Annotated in this window: 24 protein-coding genes and 1 pseudogene; all 25 read right to left on the reverse strand. The window is 45.1% G+C overall.

Annotated elements, in window-relative coordinates; genetic code table 11:
• Positions 1 to 5 precede the first annotated feature (5 nt).
• Entirely contained in the window at positions 6 to 356 is a 351-nt protein-coding gene (tnpB, locus tag HZY94_RS02480) for an IS66 family insertion sequence element accessory protein TnpB (protein WP_179924505.1), read from the reverse strand.
• Between the two features lie 194 nt (positions 357 to 550).
• A complete protein-coding gene (gene pepV / locus HZY94_RS02485) occupies positions 551 to 1,951 on the reverse strand; it encodes a dipeptidase PepV (protein ID WP_179924885.1) in 1,401 nt (466 codons plus the stop codon).
• A gap of 43 nt (positions 1,952 to 1,994) precedes the next feature.
• Complete coding sequence (gene uvrC, locus HZY94_RS02490) at positions 1,995 to 3,827, reverse strand: excinuclease ABC subunit UvrC (RefSeq protein WP_179924886.1); 1,833 nt, start codon at positions 3,825 to 3,827, stop codon at positions 1,995 to 1,997.
• 70 nt (positions 3,828 to 3,897) lie between these two features.
• Complete coding sequence (gene phoU, locus HZY94_RS02495; protein WP_160332712.1) at positions 3,898 to 4,551, reverse strand: phosphate signaling complex protein PhoU; 654 nt, start codon at positions 4,549 to 4,551, stop codon at positions 3,898 to 3,900.
• A gap of 8 nt (positions 4,552 to 4,559) precedes the next feature.
• Positions 4,560 to 5,318 (reverse strand): phosphate ABC transporter ATP-binding protein PstB, encoded by a 759-nt coding sequence (pstB, locus tag HZY94_RS02500; protein WP_160332711.1) that lies wholly within the window; start codon positions 5,316 to 5,318, stop codon positions 4,560 to 4,562.
• Positions 5,319 to 5,327: 9 nt separating this feature from the next.
• On the reverse strand, positions 5,328 to 6,131 hold the full coding sequence (gene pstB / locus HZY94_RS02505; RefSeq protein ID WP_179924887.1) for a phosphate ABC transporter ATP-binding protein PstB: 804 nt from the start codon (positions 6,129 to 6,131) through the stop codon (positions 5,328 to 5,330).
• 16 nt (positions 6,132 to 6,147) lie between these two features.
• The gene (gene pstA / locus HZY94_RS02510) at positions 6,148 to 7,035 is read right to left on the reverse strand and encodes a phosphate ABC transporter permease PstA (protein WP_160332709.1); all 888 of its coding nucleotides are present in this window, start codon (positions 7,033 to 7,035) and stop codon (positions 6,148 to 6,150) included.
• Positions 7,025 to 7,960 carry a phosphate ABC transporter permease subunit PstC gene (pstC, locus tag HZY94_RS02515; protein WP_179924888.1) on the reverse strand — a complete coding sequence of 312 codons (936 nt, stop codon included), beginning with the start codon at positions 7,958 to 7,960 and terminating at the stop codon, positions 7,025 to 7,027. Before pstC ends, pstA begins: the two co-directional genes overlap by 11 nt.
• The gene (locus HZY94_RS02520) at positions 7,957 to 8,856 is read right to left on the reverse strand and encodes a phosphate ABC transporter substrate-binding protein PstS family protein (protein WP_179924889.1); all 900 of its coding nucleotides are present in this window, start codon (positions 8,854 to 8,856) and stop codon (positions 7,957 to 7,959) included. The genes pstC and HZY94_RS02520 overlap by 4 nt, the downstream gene beginning before the upstream one ends.
• A 128-nt stretch (positions 8,857 to 8,984) precedes the next feature.
• A complete protein-coding gene (pheT, locus tag HZY94_RS02525) occupies positions 8,985 to 11,384 on the reverse strand; it encodes a phenylalanine--tRNA ligase subunit beta (protein WP_179924890.1) in 2,400 nt (799 codons plus the stop codon).
• A 10-nt stretch (positions 11,385 to 11,394) separates the two neighbouring features.
• Complete coding sequence (gene pheS, locus HZY94_RS02530; RefSeq protein WP_160332705.1) at positions 11,395 to 12,441, reverse strand: phenylalanine--tRNA ligase subunit alpha; 1,047 nt, start codon at positions 12,439 to 12,441, stop codon at positions 11,395 to 11,397.
• A gap of 470 nt (positions 12,442 to 12,911) precedes the next feature.
• The gene (locus HZY94_RS02535; protein ID WP_179924891.1) at positions 12,912 to 13,733 is read right to left on the reverse strand and encodes a DNA/RNA non-specific endonuclease; all 822 of its coding nucleotides are present in this window, start codon (positions 13,731 to 13,733) and stop codon (positions 12,912 to 12,914) included.
• A 9-nt stretch (positions 13,734 to 13,742) separates the two neighbouring features.
• Complete coding sequence (locus HZY94_RS02540; protein WP_179924892.1) at positions 13,743 to 13,925, reverse strand: DNA-directed RNA polymerase subunit beta; 183 nt, start codon at positions 13,923 to 13,925, stop codon at positions 13,743 to 13,745.
• Positions 13,915 to 15,195, reverse strand: coding sequence for a UDP-N-acetylglucosamine 1-carboxyvinyltransferase (gene murA / locus HZY94_RS02545; protein WP_179924893.1), 1,281 nt, complete (start codon positions 15,193 to 15,195; stop codon positions 13,915 to 13,917). The genes HZY94_RS02540 and murA overlap by 11 nt, the downstream gene beginning before the upstream one ends.
• Positions 15,196 to 15,389: 194 nt before the next feature.
• Entirely contained in the window at positions 15,390 to 16,544 is a 1,155-nt protein-coding gene (locus HZY94_RS02550; protein ID WP_179924894.1) for an RNA-guided endonuclease InsQ/TnpB family protein, read from the reverse strand.
• Positions 16,545 to 16,651: 107 nt separating this feature from the next.
• Positions 16,652 to 16,874, reverse strand: a pseudogene (locus tag HZY94_RS10800) (MerR family DNA-binding transcriptional regulator); the annotation flags it as partial.
• A 399-nt stretch (positions 16,875 to 17,273) separates the two neighbouring features.
• On the reverse strand, positions 17,274 to 17,504 hold the full coding sequence (locus tag HZY94_RS02555) for a DUF1146 family protein (RefSeq protein ID WP_179924895.1): 231 nt from the start codon (positions 17,502 to 17,504) through the stop codon (positions 17,274 to 17,276).
• A 66-nt stretch (positions 17,505 to 17,570) separates the two neighbouring features.
• On the reverse strand, positions 17,571 to 17,987 hold the full coding sequence (locus HZY94_RS02560; RefSeq protein WP_179924896.1) for a F0F1 ATP synthase subunit epsilon: 417 nt from the start codon (positions 17,985 to 17,987) through the stop codon (positions 17,571 to 17,573).
• Between the two features lie 9 nt (positions 17,988 to 17,996).
• Positions 17,997 to 19,403 (reverse strand): F0F1 ATP synthase subunit beta, encoded by a 1,407-nt coding sequence (gene atpD, locus HZY94_RS02565; RefSeq protein WP_179924897.1) that lies wholly within the window; start codon positions 19,401 to 19,403, stop codon positions 17,997 to 17,999.
• Between the two features lie 23 nt (positions 19,404 to 19,426).
• Positions 19,427 to 20,305 carry a F0F1 ATP synthase subunit gamma gene (locus HZY94_RS02570; RefSeq protein WP_179924898.1) on the reverse strand — a complete coding sequence of 293 codons (879 nt, stop codon included), beginning with the start codon at positions 20,303 to 20,305 and terminating at the stop codon, positions 19,427 to 19,429.
• Positions 20,306 to 20,319: 14 nt separating this feature from the next.
• Positions 20,320 to 21,825 carry a F0F1 ATP synthase subunit alpha gene (atpA, locus tag HZY94_RS02575; RefSeq protein ID WP_179924899.1) on the reverse strand — a complete coding sequence of 502 codons (1,506 nt, stop codon included), beginning with the start codon at positions 21,823 to 21,825 and terminating at the stop codon, positions 20,320 to 20,322.
• Positions 21,826 to 21,840: 15 nt separating this feature from the next.
• Entirely contained in the window at positions 21,841 to 22,377 is a 537-nt protein-coding gene (locus HZY94_RS02580) for a F0F1 ATP synthase subunit delta (protein WP_179924900.1), read from the reverse strand.
• A complete protein-coding gene (gene atpF / locus HZY94_RS02585; protein WP_179924901.1) occupies positions 22,377 to 22,871 on the reverse strand; it encodes a F0F1 ATP synthase subunit B in 495 nt (164 codons plus the stop codon). Before atpF ends, HZY94_RS02580 begins: the two co-directional genes overlap by 1 nt.
• 14 nt (positions 22,872 to 22,885) lie before the next feature.
• Positions 22,886 to 23,605 (reverse strand): F0F1 ATP synthase subunit A, encoded by a 720-nt coding sequence (gene atpB / locus HZY94_RS02590; protein ID WP_179924902.1) that lies wholly within the window; start codon positions 23,603 to 23,605, stop codon positions 22,886 to 22,888.
• A gap of 32 nt (positions 23,606 to 23,637) precedes the next feature.
• Entirely contained in the window at positions 23,638 to 23,835 is a 198-nt protein-coding gene (locus tag HZY94_RS02595; RefSeq protein ID WP_179924903.1) for a F0F1 ATP synthase subunit C, read from the reverse strand.
• Positions 23,836 to 24,119 lie beyond the last annotated feature (284 nt).

A 24,119-nucleotide genomic window follows, 5' to 3' on the forward strand; every position in this document is an offset into this window, starting at 1 on the left:
TGATTTCAATAGAAATCACGACTTTTTGTGGGATTTATTTTTGGAGTAGTTGAAAAACCTTTCATGAGCCAGTCTACTTGTTCAGATGTCAAAGTGAGAATTTTCTTTTCTCCATCAGGCCAAGTTAACTTACCATTTTCAAACCGTTTATAGAGAAGCCAGAATCCTTGACCATCCCAATAAAGAGCTTTAAAGCGATCTTTTTGGCTTCCACAAAAGAGGAAGACTTGGCCTGAAAATGGATCTAGTTGGAATTGAGTTTTAATCAGGTAAGCAAGTGAGTCAATTCCTTGTCTCATATCTGTTTTCCCACAGACTAGATGAACAAGGCCTAGGTCTAGTAAATTGATTGGCATCTGTTTCCTCCGATTTTTTATCTTTTTATTAGTATATCGGATAATAGGGATTCAAGATAGATACCTCGTTATTGGACGCTTACAAACTATCCAAGAAAAACAAAAAGAAGGTCGTCGAATTTGCCTACCACCTTTATCGACAACAGTAAAAGCCAGTCCACACGGACTGGCTTTTATTTGTCTGATGCGATTGGTTAACGAATCAACTCATAAATGGCTTCGGCATAAATCGCTGCAGCTCGGAAAAGGTCTTCGACTTCGATAAACTCATTAGCCTGGTGCATGGTATCAATGTAACCTGGGAACATGGCACCATAGGCAACCCCTCGTTTCAAGAGACGGCCAAAGGTTCCACCACCGATGACTTTTTCCTGTCCTTTAAAACCGGTATGTTTTTCATAAACAGCTAGCAGGATTTGAACCAGTGGATCTTCCGCTGGCACATAGTGTGGCGTATGGCCATGTTCAGATAGGCTGACTTGAACCCCAGAAACCTGAGCTAATTTGGCTTTTATTTCCTCAGGTGTGAGTCCTTGAGGATAACGGAAGTTCAAGGCAATCTGACTTTGGTCAGAATCTTTTTCAAAATGGAAGACACCCGCATTCATGGAAAGAGCTCCCATGCGTTCGTCCACAAAGGCCAAGCCAAGGGCACGCGCATCATGATCGTCTTTGAGAATCCGTCCGGCCAAGTCGAGATAGGCTTTAGCCGCACCCGTAAAGGCATAGTTGGCCAAAAAGGCTGCGAGATAGGTTGCTCCATTGATTCCCAAGTGTGGAGAAGCCCCGTGAGCTGATTTCCCGATAAGTTCGAGCTCTAAACCGGCTGCCACTTCTTGAGCCTGACCTTGTAAACCAACTTCTTGCAAGTAGGCCTCAAAGTCTGCCACCATAGAGGCAGGCGCAGCTGCAATCACAGCCTTGGCAGCTTCTGGTACCATATTTTCACGCAGTCCCCCGGTAAAGGATAGGAGTTGCAGTCCTTCTTCCTGCAAACCATCGTAATGGAGGTAAGCCGTAATATTTCCTTTTTCACCATTGATAATTGGAAATTCAGCATCCGGTGAGAAACCAAAATCTGGCTCTGGAAGTCCAACATGTTCGAAGTAGTAATCCATATCGGCCCAGCCAGATTCCTCATCTGTCCCCACTACAAAGCGAACTTTTTTAGAGGTTGGCAGTCCCAATTCCTTAATAATTTTCAAACCATAGTAACAAGCCATGGTTGGCCCTTTATCATCACTAGATCCTCGAGCGTAAAGCCGGCCATCTTTAATGACTGGTTTATAAGGATCTGTCTCCCAACCACTTCCGGCAGGAACAACGTCCATATGGGCAAAAATCCCTAGGACTTCTTCGCCTTCCCCATATTCAAAATGACCTGCATAATTATCCACGTTCAAGGTTGGATAACCATCCCGTTCAGCTAGGGATAGGAAATGCTTGAGGGCTGCAACGGGACCCGGTCCAAAGGGATGCTCCGCATCAGCCAGATCATCTCTGCGTTCGGAATTGATTTCCAAAAGACTAAACAAGTCCTTTAGGAGGTCATCTTTGCGCAATGCAACTTCTTTTTTAAAATCTACTGTAACCATACACTTTTCTCCTTTGTTCTCTATTCTACCACTTCTTCAGCAACTATGGGCTATTCCTTTGGTTATTCGAATCCTTCTTCAACTCCTCTTTGGCCTCATCCTGCTCCAGTAATTTATCCTTGACTCGTTGCGCAACTGCCTGGGGAATCCCTAAAGCCTGAATCTCCTCTAAACTTGCGGCTTGAATTTTCGGAATGCTTTTAAACTGCTTCAGTAAGGCTTGCTTCCGTTTAGGCCCGAGCCCTTCAATCCCATCCAGCTTGGAAGAGAAGGAGTTTTTACTGCGTACCTGGCGGTGAAAACTGATGGCAAAACGGTGAACTTCATCTTGAATTCGGTGCAAGAGAAAGAACTCCTGTGATTGCCGCCCCAGCTCCACAACCTCAAGCGGATCTCCAAACAGGAGCTCCTGGGTTTGGTGGCGGTCATTTTTCTTGAGACCGGCAATTGGGATACTTAAGCCCAGTTCACCATGGACAACTTCCTTGGCAACCGAAACTTGACCCTGCCCCCCATCCATGATAATCAAATCTGGCTTAGGTAGATTCTCCCGGATCACACGACTATAACGTCGGCGGAGCACCTCCCGCATACTGGCATAATCATCGGGTCCAACTACTGTTTTAATCTTATATTTGCGATACTCTTTTTTGCTGGCCACTCCGTTGACAAAAACGACCATGGCCGAAACTGGACTGGTTCCCATGATGTTCGAGTTATCAAAGGCCTCAATTCGATAGGGAGTGGAAATCCCTAGAACCGTCCCGAGATTCTCGACAGCCCCCTGGGTTTTTTCGAAATTCTTTTCCAACAGGTCAAATTTTTGTTGCAGCGAGACCTGGGCATTTTTATTGGCCAAATTCACCAACTGCTTCTTTTCCCCTCTTTGAGGTTGGCGAATTTTTGTAGCCACCAAGGCCTGAGCGGACTCGAGATCCACATCTTGCGGCAGGAGAATTTCATTTGGAATCAGGTGATTGGCTTCTTGGTAAAATTGCCCCAGGTAAGTCAAGAAGTCGTCCTCTGCGTCATTGTAATAAGGAAAAAGGCTCACGTCTCTTTCAATAAGCTTTCCCTGCCGGACGAAAAAGACTTGAACACACATCCAGCCCTGGTGAACGGCATAGCCAAAGACATCCCGGTTTTGTAAATCCTTGGCCATGACCCGCTGTTTGGTCCGCAAGGTGGCAATGGCCTGTAAGAGATCCCGGTACTCAGCCGCACGCTCGAATTCCAAATCCTGAGCTGCCGTTTCCATCTTCACTTTCAACTCATCCAGAATTTTATCATCCTGCCCTTTCAAGAAGTTGGATACTTCCTCGGCCATGTCCATAAAATGCTGGTGGTCATAACCCGTTACTGTGTGGGCATCACACTGGTGCAGGTGATAATAAAAGCACACCTTGTTAGCTGGGTTGCTACACTTTTTAAAGGGGAAAATCCGATCCAGTAGTTTCTTGATTTCATTGGCTGCCCCCACATCTGGATAAGGACCAAAATACAAGGCACCATCCTTTTTAACCTGCCTTGTTGTAATCAGGCGTGGATAATAGTCATTTGTAATTTTAATAAAGGGATAGGACTTATCATCCTTGAGCATGATGTTGTATTTGGGTTTATTCTCCTTAATGAGGTTGATTTCAAGGAGGAGGGCTTCAATATTGGATTCGGTGACAATAAATTCAAAGTCAGCAATCTCAGAAATCAAGGCTTCTGTCTTGGTATCATGGCTACCCCTGAAATAAGACCGAACCCGATTCCGTAGATTTTTCGCCTTGCCGACATAAATGATGGTCCCTTGTTGATTCTTGTGTAGGTAACAACCCGGACTGTTGGGCAAAAGGGCTAGTTTATTCTCAATTAATGCATTACTCATACTAAAATTGTACCACTGCTCCCTATTTTTGCAACAGAAAAAGCTAGGAGATCACTCCCAGCTCTTTCTTTTATAATTCAACAATTTCACCTGTTTCCAGATAAATAACCCACTCACAAACGTTTTTAGCATAATCACCAATCCGTTCTAGGTAGCTAATCACTTGGAAATAGTCCCGACCTGCCACGATGGCTTCCGGATTGTTTTTAATTTCCTCAGTTGCCAAGTCTTGGATTTTTGTGAAGTAATTATTGATTTCTTCGTCCATAGCTGCAACTTGATAAGCTGAATCAACATCTCCTTTGAGGTAGAGATCAAGAGTTGCTTCCACAAATTCTTTAACCTTTTTACCCATTTTGTTGATTTCTTGTTCCACAGACTCAATCCGAACTTCACCCTTCATTCGAATGGTTGCTTGGGCAATCGATACCGCATGGTCTCCCATCCGTTCAATATCACTTGAAGCTTTGAGGATGGTGATAACTGTCCGTAAATCGTGTGAAACCGGTTGTTGGAGGGCAATAATCTCAAGTGATTTTTCTTCCAACTTGACTTCGTATTTATTGACATCAGCATCTTCTTCAATAACAGCACGTGCTAATTCACGGTCATGGGTGACAAAGGCACGAACGGTGCGGTTAATCTGAGATAGAACTTCGGTTCCCATCGCATAAAACTGATTGTGTAGTTTTTCTAATTCTTTTTCAAACTGTGCACGTAACATATGAACTCCTATCCAAATTTACCTGTAATGTAGTCTTCTGTTTCCTTGTTTTGAGGATTCAAGAACATATCCTTGGTCGAACTGTACTCCAAGCAGTTGCCGTCCAAGAAGAAGGCTGTGCGATCCGAAATCCGCGAAGCCTGTTGCATGGAACGGGTTACCAACAGCAAAGTGTATTGATCCTTCAAGCCATAGAGGGTATCTTCAATTTTACCGGAAGAAATCGGATCTAGGGCTGAGGTTGGCTCGTCGAGCAAGATAATCTTAGGACTGGTTGCCAATACCCGTGCGACACAGACCCGCTGTTGTTGTCCACCGGACAAGCCGAGGGCGGAATCGTGCAAGCGGTCCTTGACTTCTTCCCAGATGGAAGCTCCCTTGAGAGAGGTCTCTACGGCCTCATCCAGTACTTGCTTGTCCTTAATCCCCTTGATCCGGAGGCCATAGACCACATTTTCATAAATGGTCATTGGGAAGGGATTGGGTTGCTGGAAAACCATCCCGATTTCCTTACGCAACTCAACTGTATCCCGGCGTGGGCTGTAGACCTCGTGTCCATCGTAGACAATCGAGCCTGTCAGGCTGGCTTCAGGATTCAAATCGTTCATGCGGTTAATCGACCGTAGCAAGGTTGATTTCCCAGATCCCGACGGTCCAATGAGGGCAGTAATTTCCTTAGGATAAAAGTCCAATGAAACACTGTTGAGGGCTTTCTTTTTTCCATAATAAACGGATAAGTCCTTCACACTTAAAATAGGTTCTGTCATGACTTCCTCCTAACCAAAACGTCCTGATACATAATCGCTGGTGGATTGTAGCTGGGCATTTTGGAAGATTTTGATTGTTTCATCATACTCGATTAAATCACCCAGATAGAAGAAGGCTGTATAATCGCTCGCCCGAGCTGCTTGTTGCATGTTGTGGGTTACGATGATAATGGTGTAGTTCTTCTTCAACTCCAACATTGTTTCTTCCAACTGCATGGTTGCAATTGGGTCCAAGGCAGAGGCTGGCTCATCCATCAAGAGAATATCTGGTTTTACAGAGATTGCGCGTGCAATACAGAGCCGCTGTTGTTGTCCACCAGACAAGGTAAAGGCTGATTTATGCAAATCATCTTTAACTTGATCCCAAAGAGCCGCTTGCTTGAGGGAGGTCTCGACAATTTCATCCAAGACCTTTTTATCCTTGACCCCAGCCCGTTCATGAGCAAAGGTAATGTTCCGGTAAATCGATTTGGCGAAGGGGTTTGGACGTTGGAACACCATGCCAATGTGCTTACGCATTTCATAGACATTGATGTCTGGACGGTTTACGTCCACTCCCTCATAAAGAATCTCGCCCGTAACACGCGCAATATCAATGGTATCATTCATCCGATTCAAGCTACGCAAGTAGGTCGACTTCCCTGATCCAGACGGACCAATCAAGGCAGTGATTTTGTTTTTCTCAAACTGCATATCAATTCCCTTGATGGACTCATTCTGACCATAGTAGACATGAAGGTCCTTGGTCTCAAGGGCAACGTTTTTTTCTGGGAAGCGAATGATATGTTTTTCATCCCAATTGTATGTTGTCATTTTTCCTTAAACCTCCTTAGGATGCAGATGTCATCTTCTGATGCAATTTTTTACCAAGATAACGCGCACCTAGGTTAAAAATCAAGATAAAGACCAGAAGCACAGCGGCACTTCCTGCCGAAACCTGCATGGCATCCGGAATTGTTCCCTCACTGTTAACCTTCCAAATATGTACAGCCAAGGTTTCCGCTTGGCGGAAAATCGAAATCGGGCTGGTAACATCTAAAATGTTCCAGTTTGACCAATCAAGCGCTGGTGCTGATTGCCCGGCGGTATAAATCAGTGCTGCCGCTTCCCCGAAAATCCGACCAGATGCCAAGACAATTCCGGTTACAATTCCTGGGAGAGCCTCAGGGATTACCACATGGACCACGGTCTCCCAACGAGATAGACCAAGAGCCAAACCTGCCTCCCGCTGCGTATGGTGAACCGTCCGCAGACTGTCCTCAACATTTCGAGTCATCATCGGCAAGTTAAAGACCGTCAAGGCCAAGGCACCAGAAATGATCGAGAAGCCATATTGGAACTGAATAACAAAGATCAAGTAACCAAAGAGACCCACAACCACGGATGGTAAAGAAGACAGGATCTCAATACAGGTCCGAATAAAGTTGGTCACTGGCCCTTTCTTGGCATACTCAGATAGGTAAATCCCTGCTCCTGTCGAAAGTGGCAGCGAGATAAGCAAGGTAATCACCAGCAGGAAGAAGGAGTTAAAGAGTTGGATCCCAATTCCTCCTCCAGCTTGGTAAGAAGAAGACCGTGCTGTTAGGAAATGCCAGTTGACATGTGGCAAACCACGAACCAAGATAAACAAGAGAAGGGAGGTCAGAATGGTGACGATAATCCCTGCAATGGTATAGAGAACAATGGTCGCCACCTTGTTCATTTTTTTAGCGTTCATAGTTTCTCTTTCCTTCCCTTGTAATCAATTTAATCACGGAGTTAAAGGCCAAGCTCATCATGAGCAAGACGAGCGCTAGAGACCAGAGGACATTATTTTGAACCGTTCCCATAATGGTATTTCCGATTCCCATAGTCAAAACAGAGGTCAAGGTGGAAGCCGGTGTTGTCAAGGATGTCGGCATTACGGCAGAGTTTCCGACAACCATCTGAATCGCCAAAGCTTCCCCGAAAGCCCGGGCCATGCCAAAGACAATGGCCGTGAAGATACCTGGACGCGCTGCATTCAAAACCACACGCCAGATGGTTTGCCAACGGGTTGCCCCCATAGCTAGACTAGCTTCCTTGTAATGACGTGGAACAGCCTTCAAGCTATCCACGGTCATAAAGGTAACCGTTGGCAAGATCATTACGAAAAGAACGAACACCCCGGATAGGATCCCGAAACCTGTTCCACCCGCTAGACCACGGACAAAGGGAACAACGACCTGCAAACCAATAAATCCATAAACAACAGAGGGAATTCCGACCAACAATTCAATGGCTGGTTGGAGAATCTTAGCCCCGTATTTAGGAGAGATTTCAGTCATAAAGATGGCTGCTCCAATTGCAAAAGGCGTTGCCAGAAGAGCTGATAGGATTGTTACGATAAAGGAACCGGTAATCATCGGTAGGGCTCCCATATAAGGTTGCCCATTGGCATCTTTGACACTTGGCTGCCATTCTGTTCCTGTTAAGAAAGAAATCGGATTAATCCCATCCACAAAGAAGGTTGACAAACCTTTTTGGGCCACGAAAATCAAAATCATGGCTACTACCAACACAATCAGCGACAAACACATAAAGGTGATGGTTTTACCAAACTTCTCTAACTTAGAGTTTTTAGAAGGGGACAGTAGCTTTTTTTCTAATTCGGATTGTTTCACTTGTCTTCTCCCTCATTATCTTGACTTTGGCTCTTGACAGTTACCCTACCATCCGCATCTTTTTCAACTTCCATTTCGTTGATTGGAATGTATCCCATGTTGCGGACAATCCCTTTTTGGACTTCTTCTGAAACCATATATTCCAAAAACTCCTGGGTTAGATCATCCTTGTCTTTTTTGGTGTACATGTGCTCATAAGACCAAATTGGCCATTTATTGGTCGCTACATTTTCAGCAGTCGGAGCTGCACCATCCAAGTTGATCTTTTTGACCGAATCATCCACATAGGAGAAAGCGAGATAGGAAATAGCTCCTGGAGTTTGCGACACAATGGATTTCACCATTCCGTTGGAGTCCTGCTCCTGGCTCTTTTTCGCACTCACGCCGTCCATAACCACCTTATCAAAGGTTGACCGGGAACCAGAACCAACTGCACGGTTGATGATGGTGACCTCCAGGTCTGGACCTCCCACCTCTTTCCAGTTTGAAATCTTACCAGAAAAGATATCCCGCAATTGCTCCAGGGTTAAATTGTCAAGGCTGACTTCCTTGTTGGCAATCACGGCTAGGCCAGCTACCGCCACTTGGTGGTCGGTTAGTTGATCAGCCTTGATCCCATCTTTTTCTTCCGCAAATACATCACTATTGCCGATTTGGACGGCACCGGATTGAACTTGGGATAGCCCTGTTCCTGAACCACCACCTTGGACATTGATTGTTTTGCCGAGGTGTTGAGCAGAGAATTCATCGGATGCAGCCTCGACCAATGGTTGCAAGGCTGTCGATCCTACAGCGGTAATGGATTCGCCCTTATCAATCCATGCAGCACAGGCTGATAAAGACAGAGCTGTCATCCCTAAGATAGAGACGCTCAGTAGTTTTTTACCAAAGCTCATAAGTATTTCCTTTAATTATATTAGGGGTGGTTTTCAAGCCATTTGCCCCCTTTCCCACTATACCATAAAGCAGGAAAGGTTCCATTAAAATTGCCCAAAAAAACCACCGAATAAACCATTTTTTTCGATTAACGAATTTCAGCCCCAAGCTCAGACTCTAAGGCCTTTTGAATTTTCTCCATGTAACGGACAATTTCTTCATCTTCCAAGGTTGCAGCCGCATTTTGGAAGGTGAGGTTGTAAGCCATGGATTTCTGATTGTCACTCAAAGGCAAACCTTGATAAACATCGAAGAGGCGAATTGCTTGCAAGTGTTTTAGTTTTAAAGAAGAAAGAACATCGAGAATAGCTTGCTGTTGGATATCCTCTGAAACCAAAAGGGCGATATCCCGTGATACGGCTGGGAATTTACTGATCTCCTGGAAAACAGCCTGTTCAGGCAAGAGTCCTTCAAGGAGCGACAGGTTGACCTCAGCTACATAAACTTCCTTCAAATCATAGTCCTTGGCTAGGGCAGGATGAACTTGACCAATAAAGCCAAGCGTCTGATCTCCTACTTGTAACATCGCAGTCCGACCTGGATGGCTACCTGGCAGATCCGCAACGGCTACATAGCTAACTTCCAAACCTAAACGATCAAAGAGCACTTCCAACATTCCCTTGAGGGTAAAGAAATCGACCGGTTGAGCCTGGGTTTGGAAATCTTTTTCAAGTAAGGAGCCAGTCAAAGCCAAAGCCAGAACCGTATCTTCCTGAGGCAGCTGACTTCCTTCAACCTGTTTGAAAATTTTGCCAATCTCATAGAAGGCTAGATTGGATTGACGGCGTGCCTGGTTGTATTGGAGGGTTTCCAAAAGTCCAGAGACCATGCTTTGACGCAGCACGCTACGTTCCACACTCATGGGCCACATCAGTTCAATCAAAGGAGTCGGATTCTGGTTAAACAAGTTAGCTTTTTCGCTAGTTGTCAAGGTGTAGGTGATCACCTCAGTCAAGCCGGCACCTTCCATAGTCGCTTGGACCTTCCGACGCAGAGCCTGCATCTTGGTTAGTTCACCAGCAGTTCCCTGGCCACCTGGTAGCGAAGATGGTAAGCGGTCATAGCCATAGATCCGTGCGATTTCTTCGTTTAAATCAGCCGGAATCTGGATATCCCAACGACGTTTTGGTACAGACACTTGGAAGGCCTCGGCATTACCTGTCAAACCAAAATCAAGTCGGCGGAAGATGTCTTCGATTGCAGCATAATCCAAATCTGTTCCTAGAACACGATTCACAGTAGCCAAATCCGTTGCAACGGTTACTGGCTCTGTGTCTACTTCACCAGCCTGCACCTGACCAGCCAAAACTTCTGCCCCAGCTAGATCCACCAAGAGACTCGCAGCATAATCCAAGGCTTCCGCAACAGTCGCAACATTGATTCCCTTTTCAAAACGGGCCGATGCCTCACTCCGCAAGTTGAGACGACCGCTGGTTTTCCGAATGGCAGTCCCATCAAAAACAGCTGCTTCCAGAACAACCCGTTTGGATTGGCTACTGATTTCAGTGTCTTCTCCACCCATCACGCCAGCTAGAGCCACTGGCTCGTCCGCAACTGTAATCACCAAATCAGTCACTTCCAAATCGCGGTCTAAACCATCAAGGGTCCGAAGCTTCTCTCCGGCACGCGCCTCACGGACAACAATTTTTGAATCCTTGAAGGTATCCAAGTCAAAAGCGTGTAGGGGCTGACCATACTCCAAAAGAACCAAGTTGGTCACGTCGACAACATTATTAATCGGTCGAATACCCGCATTCATCAAACGATTTTGTAACCACTGCGGACTTGGCCCAACTTGAACATTTTCCAACACACGGGCATGATAGGTGGAAGCCTTGTCTGTCTCGATCGCGACTTCTAACAAATCAGCAGCCGATTTACTGCTTTCCTCTAGACTAACCGGTTTCAAGGTCAAAGCCCGGTCGTAAATAGCTGCGACTTCATAAGCTACACCGCGCATGGATAGAGCATCTGCCCGGTTAGGGGTAATGGACAATTCAATGATTTGATCATCCATATCGAGGTAAGGGAAAACTGCTTGGCCTGGTACTGCCTCGTCTGGAAGCACCTGGATCCCTTCTGCATACTCTTTGGGAATAATGGACTCTGACAGCCCTAATTCGCCCAAGGAACAAATCATCCCTAAGGATTCCATGCCACGAATCTTCCCTTTTTTAATCTTATAGTTATCCGCAATCCGAGCGCCAGGAAGAGCAACGATAACCTTTTGTCCAGCTGCAATATTTGGTGCGCCACAGACAATTTGACGGGCTTCCGCTTCACCAACATCCACCTGGCAGAGATGGAGGTGGGTCTCCGGTACAGCCTCTTCTGAAAGAACATGGCCGACGACAATTTTTGACAGACCGTCTGCGGGGCTTGTGACTCCCTCAACCTCGATCCCTGTTGTCGACATTTTTTCGGCCAGTTCAGCCACGGGAGCATCCAACTCCACTAATTCTTTTAACCATTTATAACTTACTAACACGCGAGACTCCTTATTTGAATTGTTCTGAGAAACGTTGGTCGCCGAGATAGAAACCACGGATATCATTGATACCGTACCGCAACATGGCAATCCGTTCTTGACCCAAACCGAAGGCAAAACCGGAATACTGACTGGAATCAATACCACTCATTTCAAGGACTTGAGGATGCACCATACCAGCTCCTAAAATCTCAATCCAACCAGTCTGCTTGCAGACATTACATCCTTGGCCGCCACACTTAAAGCAGGAAACATCCACTTCGACCGAGGGCTCCGTAAATGGGAAATAAGATGGACGAAGGCGGATTTTACGATCTTGACCAAACATCTTTTGTAGGATCAATTCCAAAGTTCCTTTCAAATCAGCCATTGAGATACCTTGGCCAACAACCAAACCTTCAATTTGATGGAATTGATGGCTGTGGGTTGCATCATCGGTATCCCGACGGTAAACCCGTCCTGGCGAGATCATTTTCAAAGGTCCTTGGCTGAAATCATGTTTTTCCATAGTCCGAGCTTGGACTGGGCTGGTATGGGTCCGCAAAAGAACTTCTTCTGTAATATAAAAGGTATCCTGCATATCACGCGCCGGGTGATCCTTAGGCAGGTTCATACGTTCGAAATTATAATGGTCTGACTCCACTTCAAAACCATCCACAATTTGGTAACCCATGCCCAAGAAAATGTCTTCAATTTCCTGACTAGTTTGCGTCAGGATATGAGCTTGCCCCCGTTTAACTGGACGACCTGGCAAGGTTACATCAATGCTCTCTGCTGCTAACTGCTTGGCAATACGGTCAGCCTCCAAATCTTTGGCTGCCTGGTCAAAGGCTTGGGTCAAAACATCCCGTGCTTCATTCACGTGTTTACCAACTACTGGCCGCATCTCTGCAGACAAATCCTTCATTCCTTTAAGGATCTCCGTGAGCGAGCCTTTTTTCCCCATAACCGAGACCCGTAGGTCTTCTAATTCCTTGTCTAGATCACTATTGATATCATTCAAACTGGCTAGGGTATCCGATACCAGTTTGGATAGCTTTTCTTCAATTGTTTCCATTTTTCCTCCATAAAAAAAGCGCGTGCAAGCCCACAAAATCGGAGCGTTGACACGCGGTACCATCCGTCTTTTATCCCTTTCGGGACCTTAGTTCATTTGTTCTTTTGCAGGTGAATTCAACAAGCTTCCCCTGGGCAGACTCTCAGTCACGGTCTCCCTCCCTGTACAGCTTTCCCTTGCTTACTAGTCCTGCGAACAAGTATTCAATTACAACCTTCTACTCTTGCTATTTTTCTATACACGTTCTTAGCTTAGACTGGCCAAACTGTCCTGATGCCTGCCTCTCGCTACCTCGTTTGCATTCAAAATAGTTTGAGTAGTGGTGCTAGATTGAAAATAGTCTGGGTCCTATCATCGGCTTTGTTTCCTAGACTATTTTTGACTCTCTTTAAATATTAGTCTATCAAAAATGGTGCCCTTTGACAAGCCAATTTCCAGCAGCTTGCCTGCTCAGACAGAAGCTGCTCACTCTAGTTTTTTGTCACCTGGCCCGTTTGATAATTAACAGAAATTCCTTCTTGGACATTGGGAATAAAGACATTAAATTCCAAACTGCCATCACTTGATTTAGCCTCCAGGTGAGAACCCGAAGGAACCAAGTCCCACTGGTTATTGTAGATAACTTCCACCCGGTAACGGACCCGTTTGTTTTTATCTAGGGCCTTGCGTACCTGTGTTTCGTAGTAATTTTGCCCCCGTCCCTGATCAGAATTGGACTGGTTGGCCCAAGCTGTCTGCACCGCAATGTTAGCTGGATTACTAGTTGAGGCATCGTAACCTTTCAAGCCCCCAACCAAGGCATAGCCTAGCAGGTGCCCCCGGTCCACTGCATGATTATAGGGACCTTCCAGACGCAACTGGTGCCAGCCTGCTGGGGTCCAAGACGTGGAGCCATTGCCCGTTTCTTCCCGATTTTTGTACTGTCGGGTTGACTTGGCTAATAAGGCATTAGCCAAGGTTGGCACAACTTCACCTGCAACTTCTTTGGTCTCATTGGTCGCATAGGGTTGGCTGGCGACCTTGGCATTTAAATCTGTTTGATTGCCATTCACTTCAAAGGAACCCGCTCCATTCCAAGTGAGCTCTCCCTTGATTTGTGACCGGACAGAATCGGTTAATACAGATTCTGCCAAGGCCCGGCTAGGAGCTTCTTGCGAGCTTTGGGTACTTTTCTGTACAGTCGCTGGCTGCCCCGTCGCTTGATCAGAGACATAGTAACTGGCCAGGGCTAGCCCCAAGCTCACGACAAGACCCAAGGCGCTGACCGTTTGTTTTTGTTTTTTTCGAGCCATCTTCCATCCTTAATGCAATTTATCCATTAGTTCTTTCCAAGTCGTTGGCGACAAAATATCAAGAGGCTGTTTTCCTTCTCCCAAGACAGAGTAACCAAAAAGTAAACCCAAGGAAAATAGGAAGAGGGTTAATAACAGGAAACCTAAAATCATCAACCACTGTTTCCGAAAATAAGACCAATTACTTTCCATCTGATACTCCTACTCGCTGAATATTAGCTCCCAAGGCAGCCAACTTCCGGTCAAATTCATAATAGCCCCGATCCAGATGACTGAGTTTGCCAACCCGAGTTTCTCCTTCTGCGACCAGACCCGCTAAAATCAAAGCAGCACTGGCCCGCAAGTCGGTTGACATGACTTCCGCCCCTTGCAAGGTTTGCCCTCCATAAATAATCGCTGTATCCCGCAGGATATCCGAATGCAGATTCATCCGACGCATTTCTTCCAAATGTTGAAAACGATTTTCAAAAACGGTCTCAATCATGGTTGATTCCCCTGCTGCAACCGTCATCAAGGCTGTAAACTGCGCCTGCATATCCGTCGGAAAGCCAGGATGCGGCTGGGTCTTAACCGTCACAGGTTTTAAGCGACTCGCATCCGATTGAATCCGAATCCCACCAGCTTCTTCTGTAACTTCAACACCCATTTCTTGCATTTTCGCTAAAAGTGGACGATTGTGTTCCCAGATTGCATCCTCAATCAAAACATCACCACCGGTCATGGCCGCCGCAACCATAAAGGTTCCCGCTTCAATCCGATCCTGGACAACCGCATGTTCTGCTCCATGCAAGGACTCGACTCCATGAATCACCAAGGTTTCAGTACCAGCCCCGCGGACATCTGCCCCCATAGCATTCAACAGCAAGGCCAAATCGACAATTTCTGGCTCTCTGGCAGCATTTTCAATTGTGGTCACACCATCTGCCAAGGTCGCCGCCATCAGAATATTCTGAGTTGCTCCCACACTTGGGAAATCCAGGTAAATGGTCGCGCCTTTTAGTTTTTTCGCCCGCGCCTCAATATAACCCGCTTCTTGATGGATTTCAGCTCCCATAGCTTCCAAGCCCTTCAAGTGCAAATCAATCGGGCGACTCCCAATAGTACAGCCTCCCGGCATCGATACCTTAGCAAAACCATTACGGGCCAAGATGGGGCCTAACACCACAATCGATGCCCGCATCTGACTGACATATTCATAAGGGGCTTCACTGAGAATCGGACCTTGAGCATCGACAACTACTTGATTCTCAGCCTGGTCAAAATCAACCGCAATATCCAACCCTGCTATGACCTGATTCATTGTAAACACATCGGATAGGATTGGCACATTGGTTAAAATGGTTTTCCCTTCAGAGGCCAAAATCGTAGCTGCTAGCAAGGGCAACACAGCATTCTTGGCTCCCTCAATTTTAACGCGGCCGGTTAGGCGATTATTTCCACCTTTTATAACAATTTGATCCATTTTTCACTGCTGCTATATAAAACATAACCAAATGTAGTCATTTATCGGATTTAACCACATTTGAGAAAGAATATATAGACTTCCTTTCTAAGTTTTATTTACTACCGTCACCATTAGTATTCCCATATCCTGCAAGAGGGTAATGACAGTGACTAACTCTGATAGCTTAAGGGGGTAGCCCACCCCTGATTCTTTTAAATTAAGGCCAAAAGATTGGCAACTGCGTTTTCATCCCGGTCTCCCACAAATCCACACTCATAACAAATGTATTCATGGTGCCTGGTCCCATGTTTTGCATTACCTGCTAAAGCGATTTTGTCCTCACCTGTCTTGATGTAACCGCATGCGGAACAACGTTGCGTGCTTGGATAATGTCTATCAGCTAAGATAATCTCCTTACCATACCAATCAGCCTTGTAGACTAGAACTTGCCTAAATCTCCCAAACATAGAACGATGCAAGCCCTTGGATGCAACATGAGACATCTGCATAGCTTTGACGTTTAAATCTTCGATGACAATTTTATCAAAGTCAGTCACTAGTTCTGTTGTAAATTCATGAAGAATATTGTTCTGAATGGCTGTAACCTTCCGATAGTCACGCTGTAACTTGGCTCTCGTCTTAGCGTAATTCTTGGATTTAGTCGCCTCCTTCCCATTTACAACACGTTTTCTAGCCAGCTGTCTTTGATAAAGCTGAATGCGTTCATAGAGTGTTTTGAGTTTACTAGGTAAGACGGACCTTTCACCCTCGGTGTAGTTGAAATGTCCGACATTGAGGTCAACAGCTGTATTCTTGCCAGTTGTGTCTTTCTTGTCGATTTCTACCTCAAAAGGTAAACTCGCCCAATACCTACCATTTTCACAGTAAATTGAGACGGTTTTTAGATCTCCACTCAAATCCTTAGCACCTCTGAATTTCAGGTCGTACCAAGTCTTGATTCCTCTTGGTTTATCTAGCCGTAACTTTCCACCTACAATCTTAGCCCTGTCCGTCTTAAAACCTTGTCTAGAAGTCTTTTTAGATTTAAAACTAGGCTTGCCCCAATCAGGAAGGGAAGGGTCGAAAAAGTTTTTCCAAGCCTTACCTAAGTCGGAGATGGCTAATTGCAAACACCGCGATGACAGTTGATATTGCAAATCTTCCTTGTTGGCGACTAGCTCATTGCGAACCTTACGTTCGCTAGGAAGGAGCCTTTGATTTTCCAAAATCAAGGAAGCATCATACAGATCATTCCACAAAGCCAGCCCTTGATTCCAACAATACCTGCGATAATCGCACAAGTCATCTAAAACCTTCTTCATAGTCTGATTAGGATAAAGTCGCACCTTTTGAGTTCGGATGACCATTGAGACCTCCTTTCAAAGAACTATCTTCTTTCAACTGTCTCTTTTATTTTTCTAAAGATGACACCTCGGGCATTAACATAATGTCGAATAAAATCGATTTGATTTTATAGTTCTAGCTTTTGTCCGTGTGTAGATACTCGAACATATGCAGTATTTTTACGCTTGTTTTTTTGTAGTTAGACCTACATATTCTAACTATTTTTCTTCTGTATGATACCGTCGGTTAGTCGGTGTTCGATAGGCTTTCAAAATCCCCTCCTTATCCCAGCGTTACAAAGTTTGAACGGTGATGCCGATACGTTCTGCCGTATCTTTTGGTTTTAAAAGGATAACATTCACCTTATCTGTTATCTTTTTTAGCTATCATAGTACAAATCATATTTTTTATCATGTTTCCTTTAACCGTTAATTACCTCCAAAAATTCATTTTGCTTTTATTTTATCATGAACCCTTAAAAATAAGAATAGATAAGCAACAGCCCTTGCAAAATAAGGCTTTATAGACTAAAAACCGCCTCGAAATCGAAGCGGTCTGTGTTAGAAAATCAATGGAACCTTTCCATTAAATTTGAATCCATTCTACCATATTCTCGCCACCCCAACATTTCAAACAATTGTCATTGTTTTACTAAAAAGACAAAGGATGACGATTGTGTGTAGAAAATGCATGATGCAGAAATTCGAGAATGTTTGGGCTTACACTGACAACTCTAAACCCAGTTCCCTAAGCTACTCCACCAAGGTCCGCAGGCTCTGGCTTAGTGAAACCAGACTGAGGAAAAAGGAGGAAACTAAAAAACCGAGAGCAATGCTGAGAAGTAGATGGAGTATCTGGGCCTTGCGGGTATTTTTAGGTGTTATGCGCAGCCATTTATCCCAGGCTACCAATTCCCCCAATAGGCGATGCGTCAGGTAAATAAAACATAAATGGCTAGCGACGACTACTAATTGATTATTCATACTTCTATTGTAACATAGTCCTGCTAAAGCGAAAAACAAGGCCATAATCGGACCTTGTTTTTCGCTTTATTTACTTCCCACATTGATCCGGTTAATCGCACGTTGCAAGGCAATCCGTGCCCGTTGTTCCTGGTCAATGGAGTGTTCTGAAAGGGCTTGTTCCAAAGCAACTTCTGCCCGCTTCTTAGCTCTTTCTGCCCGACTGACATCAATATCACGCGCCCGTTCCGCAGAATCGGCAATAATCGTGATGGTATCGTCAGCAACTTCGATCACTCCGCCATTCACAACAACCCAATCAACATGGTCTTCATCATCAACTCGGCGAACCTTTAGTTCATCCACCGCCAAAACGGCCAATAGATTGGTATGACCTGGAAGGATTCCCAGTTCCCCTTCGGTGGTGCGAGCCATGACAAATTGAGCATGGTGTTGATAAATCATGCCATGGGGAGTTACAATTTGCACAGTCATCTGGCCCATAAATCACCTCTAAAAGTTCATTTTTTCTGCCTTAGCAATGACATCTTCAATGGATCCGACACCGCGGAAGGCATCTTCTGGAAGATGGTCATATTTTCCATCCAAGATATCTTTAAAGCCACGGACTGTTTCCGCAACTGGCACATAAGATCCTGGTTGGCCTGTAAACTGCTCGGCTACGTTAAAGTTTTGTGATAGGAAGAATTGAACGCGCCGTGCACGCGCAACCAGTGTTTTTTCTTCATCAGACAATTCATCCATTCCGAGGATGGCAATAATGTCTTGCAACTCATTGTAGCGTTGAAGAACCCGTTTAACCTCAGACGCGACTTCATAGTGTTCTTGACCGACAATTTCTGGAGCCAAGGCACGGGAGCTTGATGCTAAGGGATCAACGGCTGGATAGATCCCCAGCTGCACCAATTTCCGTTCCAAGTTGGTAGTCGAATCCAAGTGAGCAAAGGCTGTCGCAGGCGCCGGATCGGTATAGTCATCCGCTGGGACATAGATAGCTTGAATCGATGTAACCGAACCTTTTTTGGTTGAGGTAATCCGTTCTTGCAATTGTCCCATCTCTGTTGCCAAGGTTGGTTGGTAACCTACGGCCGATGGCATCCGACCAAGGAGGGCAGACACTTCCGAACCCGCTTGGGTAAAGCGGAAGATGTTGTCGATAAAGAGCAAGACGTCTTGGCCTTCAACATCACGGAAGTATTCCGCAATGGTCAAACCGGTCAAAGCAACCCGCATCCGTGCTCCTGGTGGCTCATTCATTTGTCCAAAGACCATAGCAGTCTTTTCAATAACACCTGATTCTTTCATTTCCCAATAAAGGTCATTTCCTTCACGGGTCCGCTCACCAACCCCCGTAAAGACGGAGATCCCTCCGTGCTCTTGGGCAATGTTATGGATAAGCTCTTGAATCAAAACGGTCTTCCCAACTCCGGCACCCCCAAAGAGTCCGACTTTCCCCCCTTTTAGGTAGGGAGCCAAGAGGTCGATAACCTTGATTCCTGTTTCCAAGATTTCGGTCGAAGTTGACAATTCATCAAAACTTGGCGCTTTTTTATGGATTGGTTGACGATCGAGTTGGTCCCCCAGAGGTTGATCCAAATCAATGGTGTCGCCAAGCACATTGAAAACCCGTCCAAGGGTTTCTTTCCCGACAGGAACCGAAATTGGTCGCCCAGTATCCAACACTTCTTGACCACGTTTCAAACCGTCTGTTGATTCCATAGCGATGGTGCGTACAACCCCATCCCCCAATTCAAGAGCAACTTCAAGAACGATTTTACCGGCCTGCTCTCCATCCTTGTAGACCACCAAGGCATTATTAATTTCTGGTAATCGTGCATCCGTTGGAAAGACTACGTCCACAACGGGTCCAATTACCTGAGCAATCTTACCTGTGCTCATGTCTTTCTCCTTTTCTTCTAGTGTTACTCGAGAGCACTTGCCCCGGCAACGATTTCTGTAATTTCTTGTGTAATGGCTGCTTGCCGCGCCCGGTTGTACTGAATGGTTAATTCAGAAATAACCTTTTTGGCATTATCCGTCGCAGTCTGCATGGCTGTCATACCCGCTGCATTTTCAGCCGTCTTAGCATCAATAATTGCCCCATAAATCATACTTTCCGCATATTGTGGTAAGAGTTGATTTAAGAGCGCCTCTTTTCCAGGTTCCAAATCAAATTCTTTGGCATAACCCGTTGCGGCTTCATTAGGGTCCAAATCAACAATGGGCAACATCTGCTCAACCCGCATTTGACTGGTTAAGGAATTGACGTGATGATTGTAGCACACGTACAACTCATCAAAGAGTTCAGCTTGATACATCGCCACAGCCTTGTTGATGATTTTTTGAACCTCATCAAAACTTGGCTGGTCCGCCAAACCACGGAGTTCATAGATGGGCTCGATGCCACGCGCTTTAAAAAAGTCTGTGCCCATCCCACCGATGGAGATAATCGCATAACTATCGGGATCCTCGTGGTATTCCTTGATCAGATCCATCACAGCCTTCAAAACAGTGGAATTGTAACCACCAACCAACCCGCGATCAGAGGTGATCACAATATAACCTGTCTTTTTAACCGGACGGCTGAGCAACATCGGGTTGCTGCTGCCAGCTACCAACTCCGAATCCAGGAGATCTGTTAGGAGCTGCCGTACTCGTTTGGCATAGACTTGGAAATCCTTGGCTGCCTGCTCAGACTTACCCAGCTTAGCTGCCGATACCATCTGCATGGCATTGGTGATTTGACTGGTATTTTTAGTCGATGCAATTTTGTTCTTAATTTCATTTAAAGAAACGGCCATCTCTTACCTCTTTCTTAATTGAAATTTGCTTGTCCCTTAAATTCTTGAATCGCTGCATCCAATACGTCTTCTTTTGGAAGATCTTTGGTCATTCGAATTCCTTCAAAAATTTCTGGATGTTTGGCATCAAAGTAGTCATACAGCTCTGCTTCAAATCGAAGAACATCATCGACTGGAATATCATCTAAGAATCCGTGAGTCAAAGCATAGAGAATGACAACCTGCTTTTCAACTGGAAGTGGCTGATGAACAGGCTGTTTCAAAACCTCAATGGTGCGACGACCACGGTTCAAACGAGCCTGGGTCGCTGCATCCAAGTCACTCCCAAATTTCGTAAAGGCTTCTAGTTCACGATAAGCCGCCAAGTCAATCCGAAGGGTACCGGCAACTTTTTTCATGGCCTTAATCTGTGCGGAACCACCAACCCGTGAAACGGAAGAACCCGCATCAATGGCTGGACGAACACCAGAGTTAAAGAGTGAATCGTCCAAGAAAATCTGTCCATCAGTAATGGAGATAACATTGGTCGCGATATAGGCAGAAATATCCCCGGCTTGGGTTTCAATAAATGGCAAGGCTGTGATAGAACCGCCACCCAATTCATCCGAAACCTTAGCAGACCGCTCCAAAAGGCGGCTATGAAGGTAGAAAACATCTCCAGGGAAGGCCTCACGTCCTGGTGGACGACGAAGCAAGAGGGAGAGTTCCCGATAGGCAACCGCTTGTTTGGATAAATCATCATAAACAATCAAGACATGTTTACCCTGGTACATAAATTCCTCTGCCATGGCAACACCTGAATAAGGAGCCAAAAATAGTAACGGAGAAGGTTGTGAAGCCGATGCAGAGACAACAATGGTATAATCCAATGCTCCGTGTTTCCGCAAGGTTTCAACCTGGGTCCGGACAGTGGATTCTTTCTGCCCAATCGCCACATAGATACAGATCATATCTTGACCTTTTTGGTTCAAAATCGCATCAATGGCAATGGTTGTTTTACCGGTTTGACGGTCCCCGATAACCAATTCCCGCTGTCCACGTCCAATTGGCACCAAGGCATCAATCGCTTTTAAACCTGTTTGTAGGGGTTCTGAAACAGATTTCCGTTCCATAACACCCGGTGCAGGTGCTTCGACCGGCCGTGTTCCAGTCGTGTCGATTGGTCCTAACCCATCAATCGGACGGCCCAAAGGATCTACAACACGCCCAATCAAAGCTTCCCCAACAGGAACTTCCATGATTTTGCCAGTCCGGCGGACGGTGTCTCCTTCACGAATATCGGTGAATTCACCGAGGATAATAATACCGACATCTTTGGTCTCCAGGTTTTGAGCCATTCCATAGGAACCGTTCTCAAAGATGAGCAATTCACCACTCATAGCCTGATTTAGACCATGGGCACGTGCAATTCCGTCACCGATGTAGGTTACAACTCCTGTTTCGGTCACATCAAAATCTGGTTGAAAATTGTCGATCTGTTGCTTAATTAAAGCGCTAATTTCTTGTGCTTGAATCGCCAACGCTCACACCACTTTCTATTTCATTTTTTCTTTCACTGTCTGCAATTGGTTACGAATACTTGCATCAATTCGCTTATGGTTGGCTGTAATGACAAAACCACCAATGAGGTCTTGGTCAATCACTTGCCTTACTGTTCGCACACCAATCTTCATTTTTTCCTGAACAAGTGGTAGTAATGCTGCTAGTTGCTCTTCTGATAAAGCATAGACCGACTCTAGGATTACCTCAAATAGGTTGGTCTCCACTTCTAGTCGGTTCAAGCTCTCTTTTAAAATGGCTTCTAACAACTCTTCCCGTTGGTTCTGAATCAACACCGTGAGCAAATTATCAACGAGTTCAGATCCAGTTGGTAAAAACGACTGAAGAATTTCTACTTTCTTGTTTGTAGGAACTGCAATATTGGTTAAAAAACCAGTCAGCTGTGTCTCGTCCACAAGATCTAAAATTTGATCCATAATCGGAAACACCAGCTGGCTCTGGTTTTTTTCAATCACTAATTGAACAAAGGGAGCTGCATAACTATCAACCAGTAGCATTTCTTTCTTGTCCATTAGCTTTCTCCTAATTGTTTGATGTACTGATCAATCAATTCAGAATGAACTTCTGGAGTCAACTCCTTGCTCAAAATTTTAGAAGTCAAGTCAACTGTCAGATTCGCGACCTCTTCCTTAACACTTGCTAGAGCTGCTGCTTTTTCTTGTTCAATCTCTTGGTCTGCATTTTCTTTTAGACGCTCAACTTGCGCCTTGGTTTCCGCCAAGACTTGATTTTTTTGATGTTCAGCATTTTCTTTGGCAGTAGCTAAAATAGCTGCTGCCTCTTCCTTGGTCCCGGATAACTGCTGTTGGCGTTCTTTCAACAAAGCTTCCGCTTGATCTTTTGCGGCTTGCGCACGATCAATATCCGAACTAACCTTCTCAGAACGCTCATCTAGAACTGTTTCAAGACGGTTCCAAACATATTTTTTAATAAGTAGGAGAACCGCAATAAAAGAGCCAGTTACTAGAATAAAATTCCCAATTAACTGTCCTAACGTAATTTCCACTTCTTTCTCCTTTCTTAGACTTCCTCTGCATTAATTTTCTTCCCGAGATAGCTCGAAGACAACATGGTAAAGACAAAAGCCTGCATTCCTGAAATAAAAATCGAGAAGGCAGTCCATGCCATATTTAACCCAAAGGCAAACGGAAAGGCAATCAAATAGGTAGCAATCAATTGTGTCAAAAGCGATACAATGATTTCACCGGAAAAGATATTTCCGTATAGCCGGAGAGCTAGCGAAAGAAAATTCGTAATCTCCTCAAGGATATTCATCGGTGTCATCGCCACTGGTGTGGCAAAGGCCCGGAAGTAATTCTTAAATCCTTGACGGCGAATCCCCTCAACTTGAATAAACACAGTCACTAAGAAAGACAAGCTCAAATCATAGGCCAAATTGGCTGTTGGCGAAGTCCATAAATTGTAGTGTTCTGGTGCTGGGGTTTCAATTTTGGTCGCCAAGCCAATGGAGTTTGCAACCAAGAGGAATAAGAAAAGACTGAAGAAAATGGGGAGGTAGGTCCGAACATTGGAAGCACCGAGGTTGTTCTGGATAACTCCGGTTACAAACTCAATCAATGCCTCTAAGGCGCTTTGCTTACGGTTGGGCCGGACCTGTAAGTCCCGACTGAGCCAATAGACAAAGCCAAATACCAACGCTACCGTTAAGAGAGACATGGCCAACAGAGTTAGATCAAAGACAATCGGTCCGATTGCAATCGTTGGTGAATGGGATTCCACGGGTCTCTCACCTCTTTTCTAACTGGGCAAGCTTACAGGATGAAGGCCATCGCAAGTAGAACGAAGAAGGTACCCTCGATAAAGGCAACCCCCATCAACATGCTGGTTTGCAACTTGTTGTACAGTTCCGGTTGGCGAGCTGCAGAACGTAGGAAGCTAGAAACCAGCAATCCTTCACCAATACTTACACCCATTACGGCTAAACCAAGAGCCAAAATTGATAAATTCATTTCGAATTCTCCTTTTATTTTTTGTTACCCCATTACTCTACTCCTATTCCCTGCATTTGTCAAATTTTCAGAGAATAAAAACCACTGATTTTTCAAATTTTTTTCACAAAAAAAGGCTCTATAATTTCTATAGTGGGTAACGACCCAAAATAGGGATTATAGGGCTTTTTGAGGTACAAAAAAAGCCCCATATGACCTATAATGAATAGTGACCAAACCAACATTAGGAGAATCATATGGAACTTATTTATAATACCACAGAATTACTCGGAATTACAGATAGA

Source organism: Streptococcus danieliae (genome assembly GCF_013415245.1).
Lineage (GTDB): Bacteria > Bacillota > Bacilli > Lactobacillales > Streptococcaceae > Streptococcus > Streptococcus danieliae_A.

What these genes read in the sequence shown, in the direction of transcription:
- tnpB (WP_179924505.1), bottom strand. Translation starts at nt 356, where the DNA reads ATGCCAATCAATTTACTAGACCTAGGCCTTGTTCATCTAGTCTGTGGG.
- pepV (WP_179924885.1), bottom strand. Translation starts at nt 1,951, where the DNA reads ATGGTTACAGTAGATTTTAAAAAAGAAGTTGCATTGCGCAAAGATGAC.
- uvrC (WP_179924886.1), bottom strand. Translation starts at nt 3,827, where the DNA reads ATGAGTAATGCATTAATTGAGAATAAACTAGCCCTTTTGCCCAACAGT.
- phoU (WP_160332712.1), bottom strand. Translation starts at nt 4,551, where the DNA reads ATGTTACGTGCACAGTTTGAAAAAGAATTAGAAAAACTACACAATCAG.
- pstB (WP_160332711.1), bottom strand. Translation starts at nt 5,318, where the DNA reads ATGACAGAACCTATTTTAAGTGTGAAGGACTTATCCGTTTATTATGGA.
- pstB (WP_179924887.1), bottom strand. Translation starts at nt 6,131, where the DNA reads ATGACAACATACAATTGGGATGAAAAACATATCATTCGCTTCCCAGAA.
- pstA (WP_160332709.1), bottom strand. Translation starts at nt 7,035, where the DNA reads ATGAACGCTAAAAAAATGAACAAGGTGGCGACCATTGTTCTCTATACC.
- HZY94_RS02520 (WP_179924889.1), bottom strand. Translation starts at nt 8,856, where the DNA reads ATGAGCTTTGGTAAAAAACTACTGAGCGTCTCTATCTTAGGGATGACA.
- pheS (WP_160332705.1), bottom strand. Translation starts at nt 12,441, where the DNA reads ATGGAAACAATTGAAGAAAAGCTATCCAAACTGGTATCGGATACCCTA.
- HZY94_RS02535 (WP_179924891.1), bottom strand. Translation starts at nt 13,733, where the DNA reads ATGGCTCGAAAAAAACAAAAACAAACGGTCAGCGCCTTGGGTCTTGTC.
- HZY94_RS02540 (WP_179924892.1), bottom strand. Translation starts at nt 13,925, where the DNA reads ATGGAAAGTAATTGGTCTTATTTTCGGAAACAGTGGTTGATGATTTTA.
- murA (WP_179924893.1), bottom strand. Translation starts at nt 15,195, where the DNA reads ATGGATCAAATTGTTATAAAAGGTGGAAATAATCGCCTAACCGGCCGC.
- HZY94_RS02550 (WP_179924894.1), bottom strand. Translation starts at nt 16,544, where the DNA reads ATGGTCATCCGAACTCAAAAGGTGCGACTTTATCCTAATCAGACTATG.
- HZY94_RS02555 (WP_179924895.1), bottom strand. Translation starts at nt 17,504, where the DNA reads ATGAATAATCAATTAGTAGTCGTCGCTAGCCATTTATGTTTTATTTAC.
- HZY94_RS02560 (WP_179924896.1), bottom strand. Translation starts at nt 17,987, where the DNA reads ATGGGCCAGATGACTGTGCAAATTGTAACTCCCCATGGCATGATTTAT.
- atpD (WP_179924897.1), bottom strand. Translation starts at nt 19,403, where the DNA reads ATGAGCACAGGTAAGATTGCTCAGGTAATTGGACCCGTTGTGGACGTA.
- HZY94_RS02570 (WP_179924898.1), bottom strand. Translation starts at nt 20,305, where the DNA reads ATGGCCGTTTCTTTAAATGAAATTAAGAACAAAATTGCATCGACTAAA.
- HZY94_RS02580 (WP_179924900.1), bottom strand. Translation starts at nt 22,377, where the DNA reads ATGGACAAGAAAGAAATGCTACTGGTTGATAGTTATGCAGCTCCCTTT.
- HZY94_RS02595 (WP_179924903.1), bottom strand. Translation starts at nt 23,835, where the DNA reads ATGAATTTATCAATTTTGGCTCTTGGTTTAGCCGTAATGGGTGTAAGT.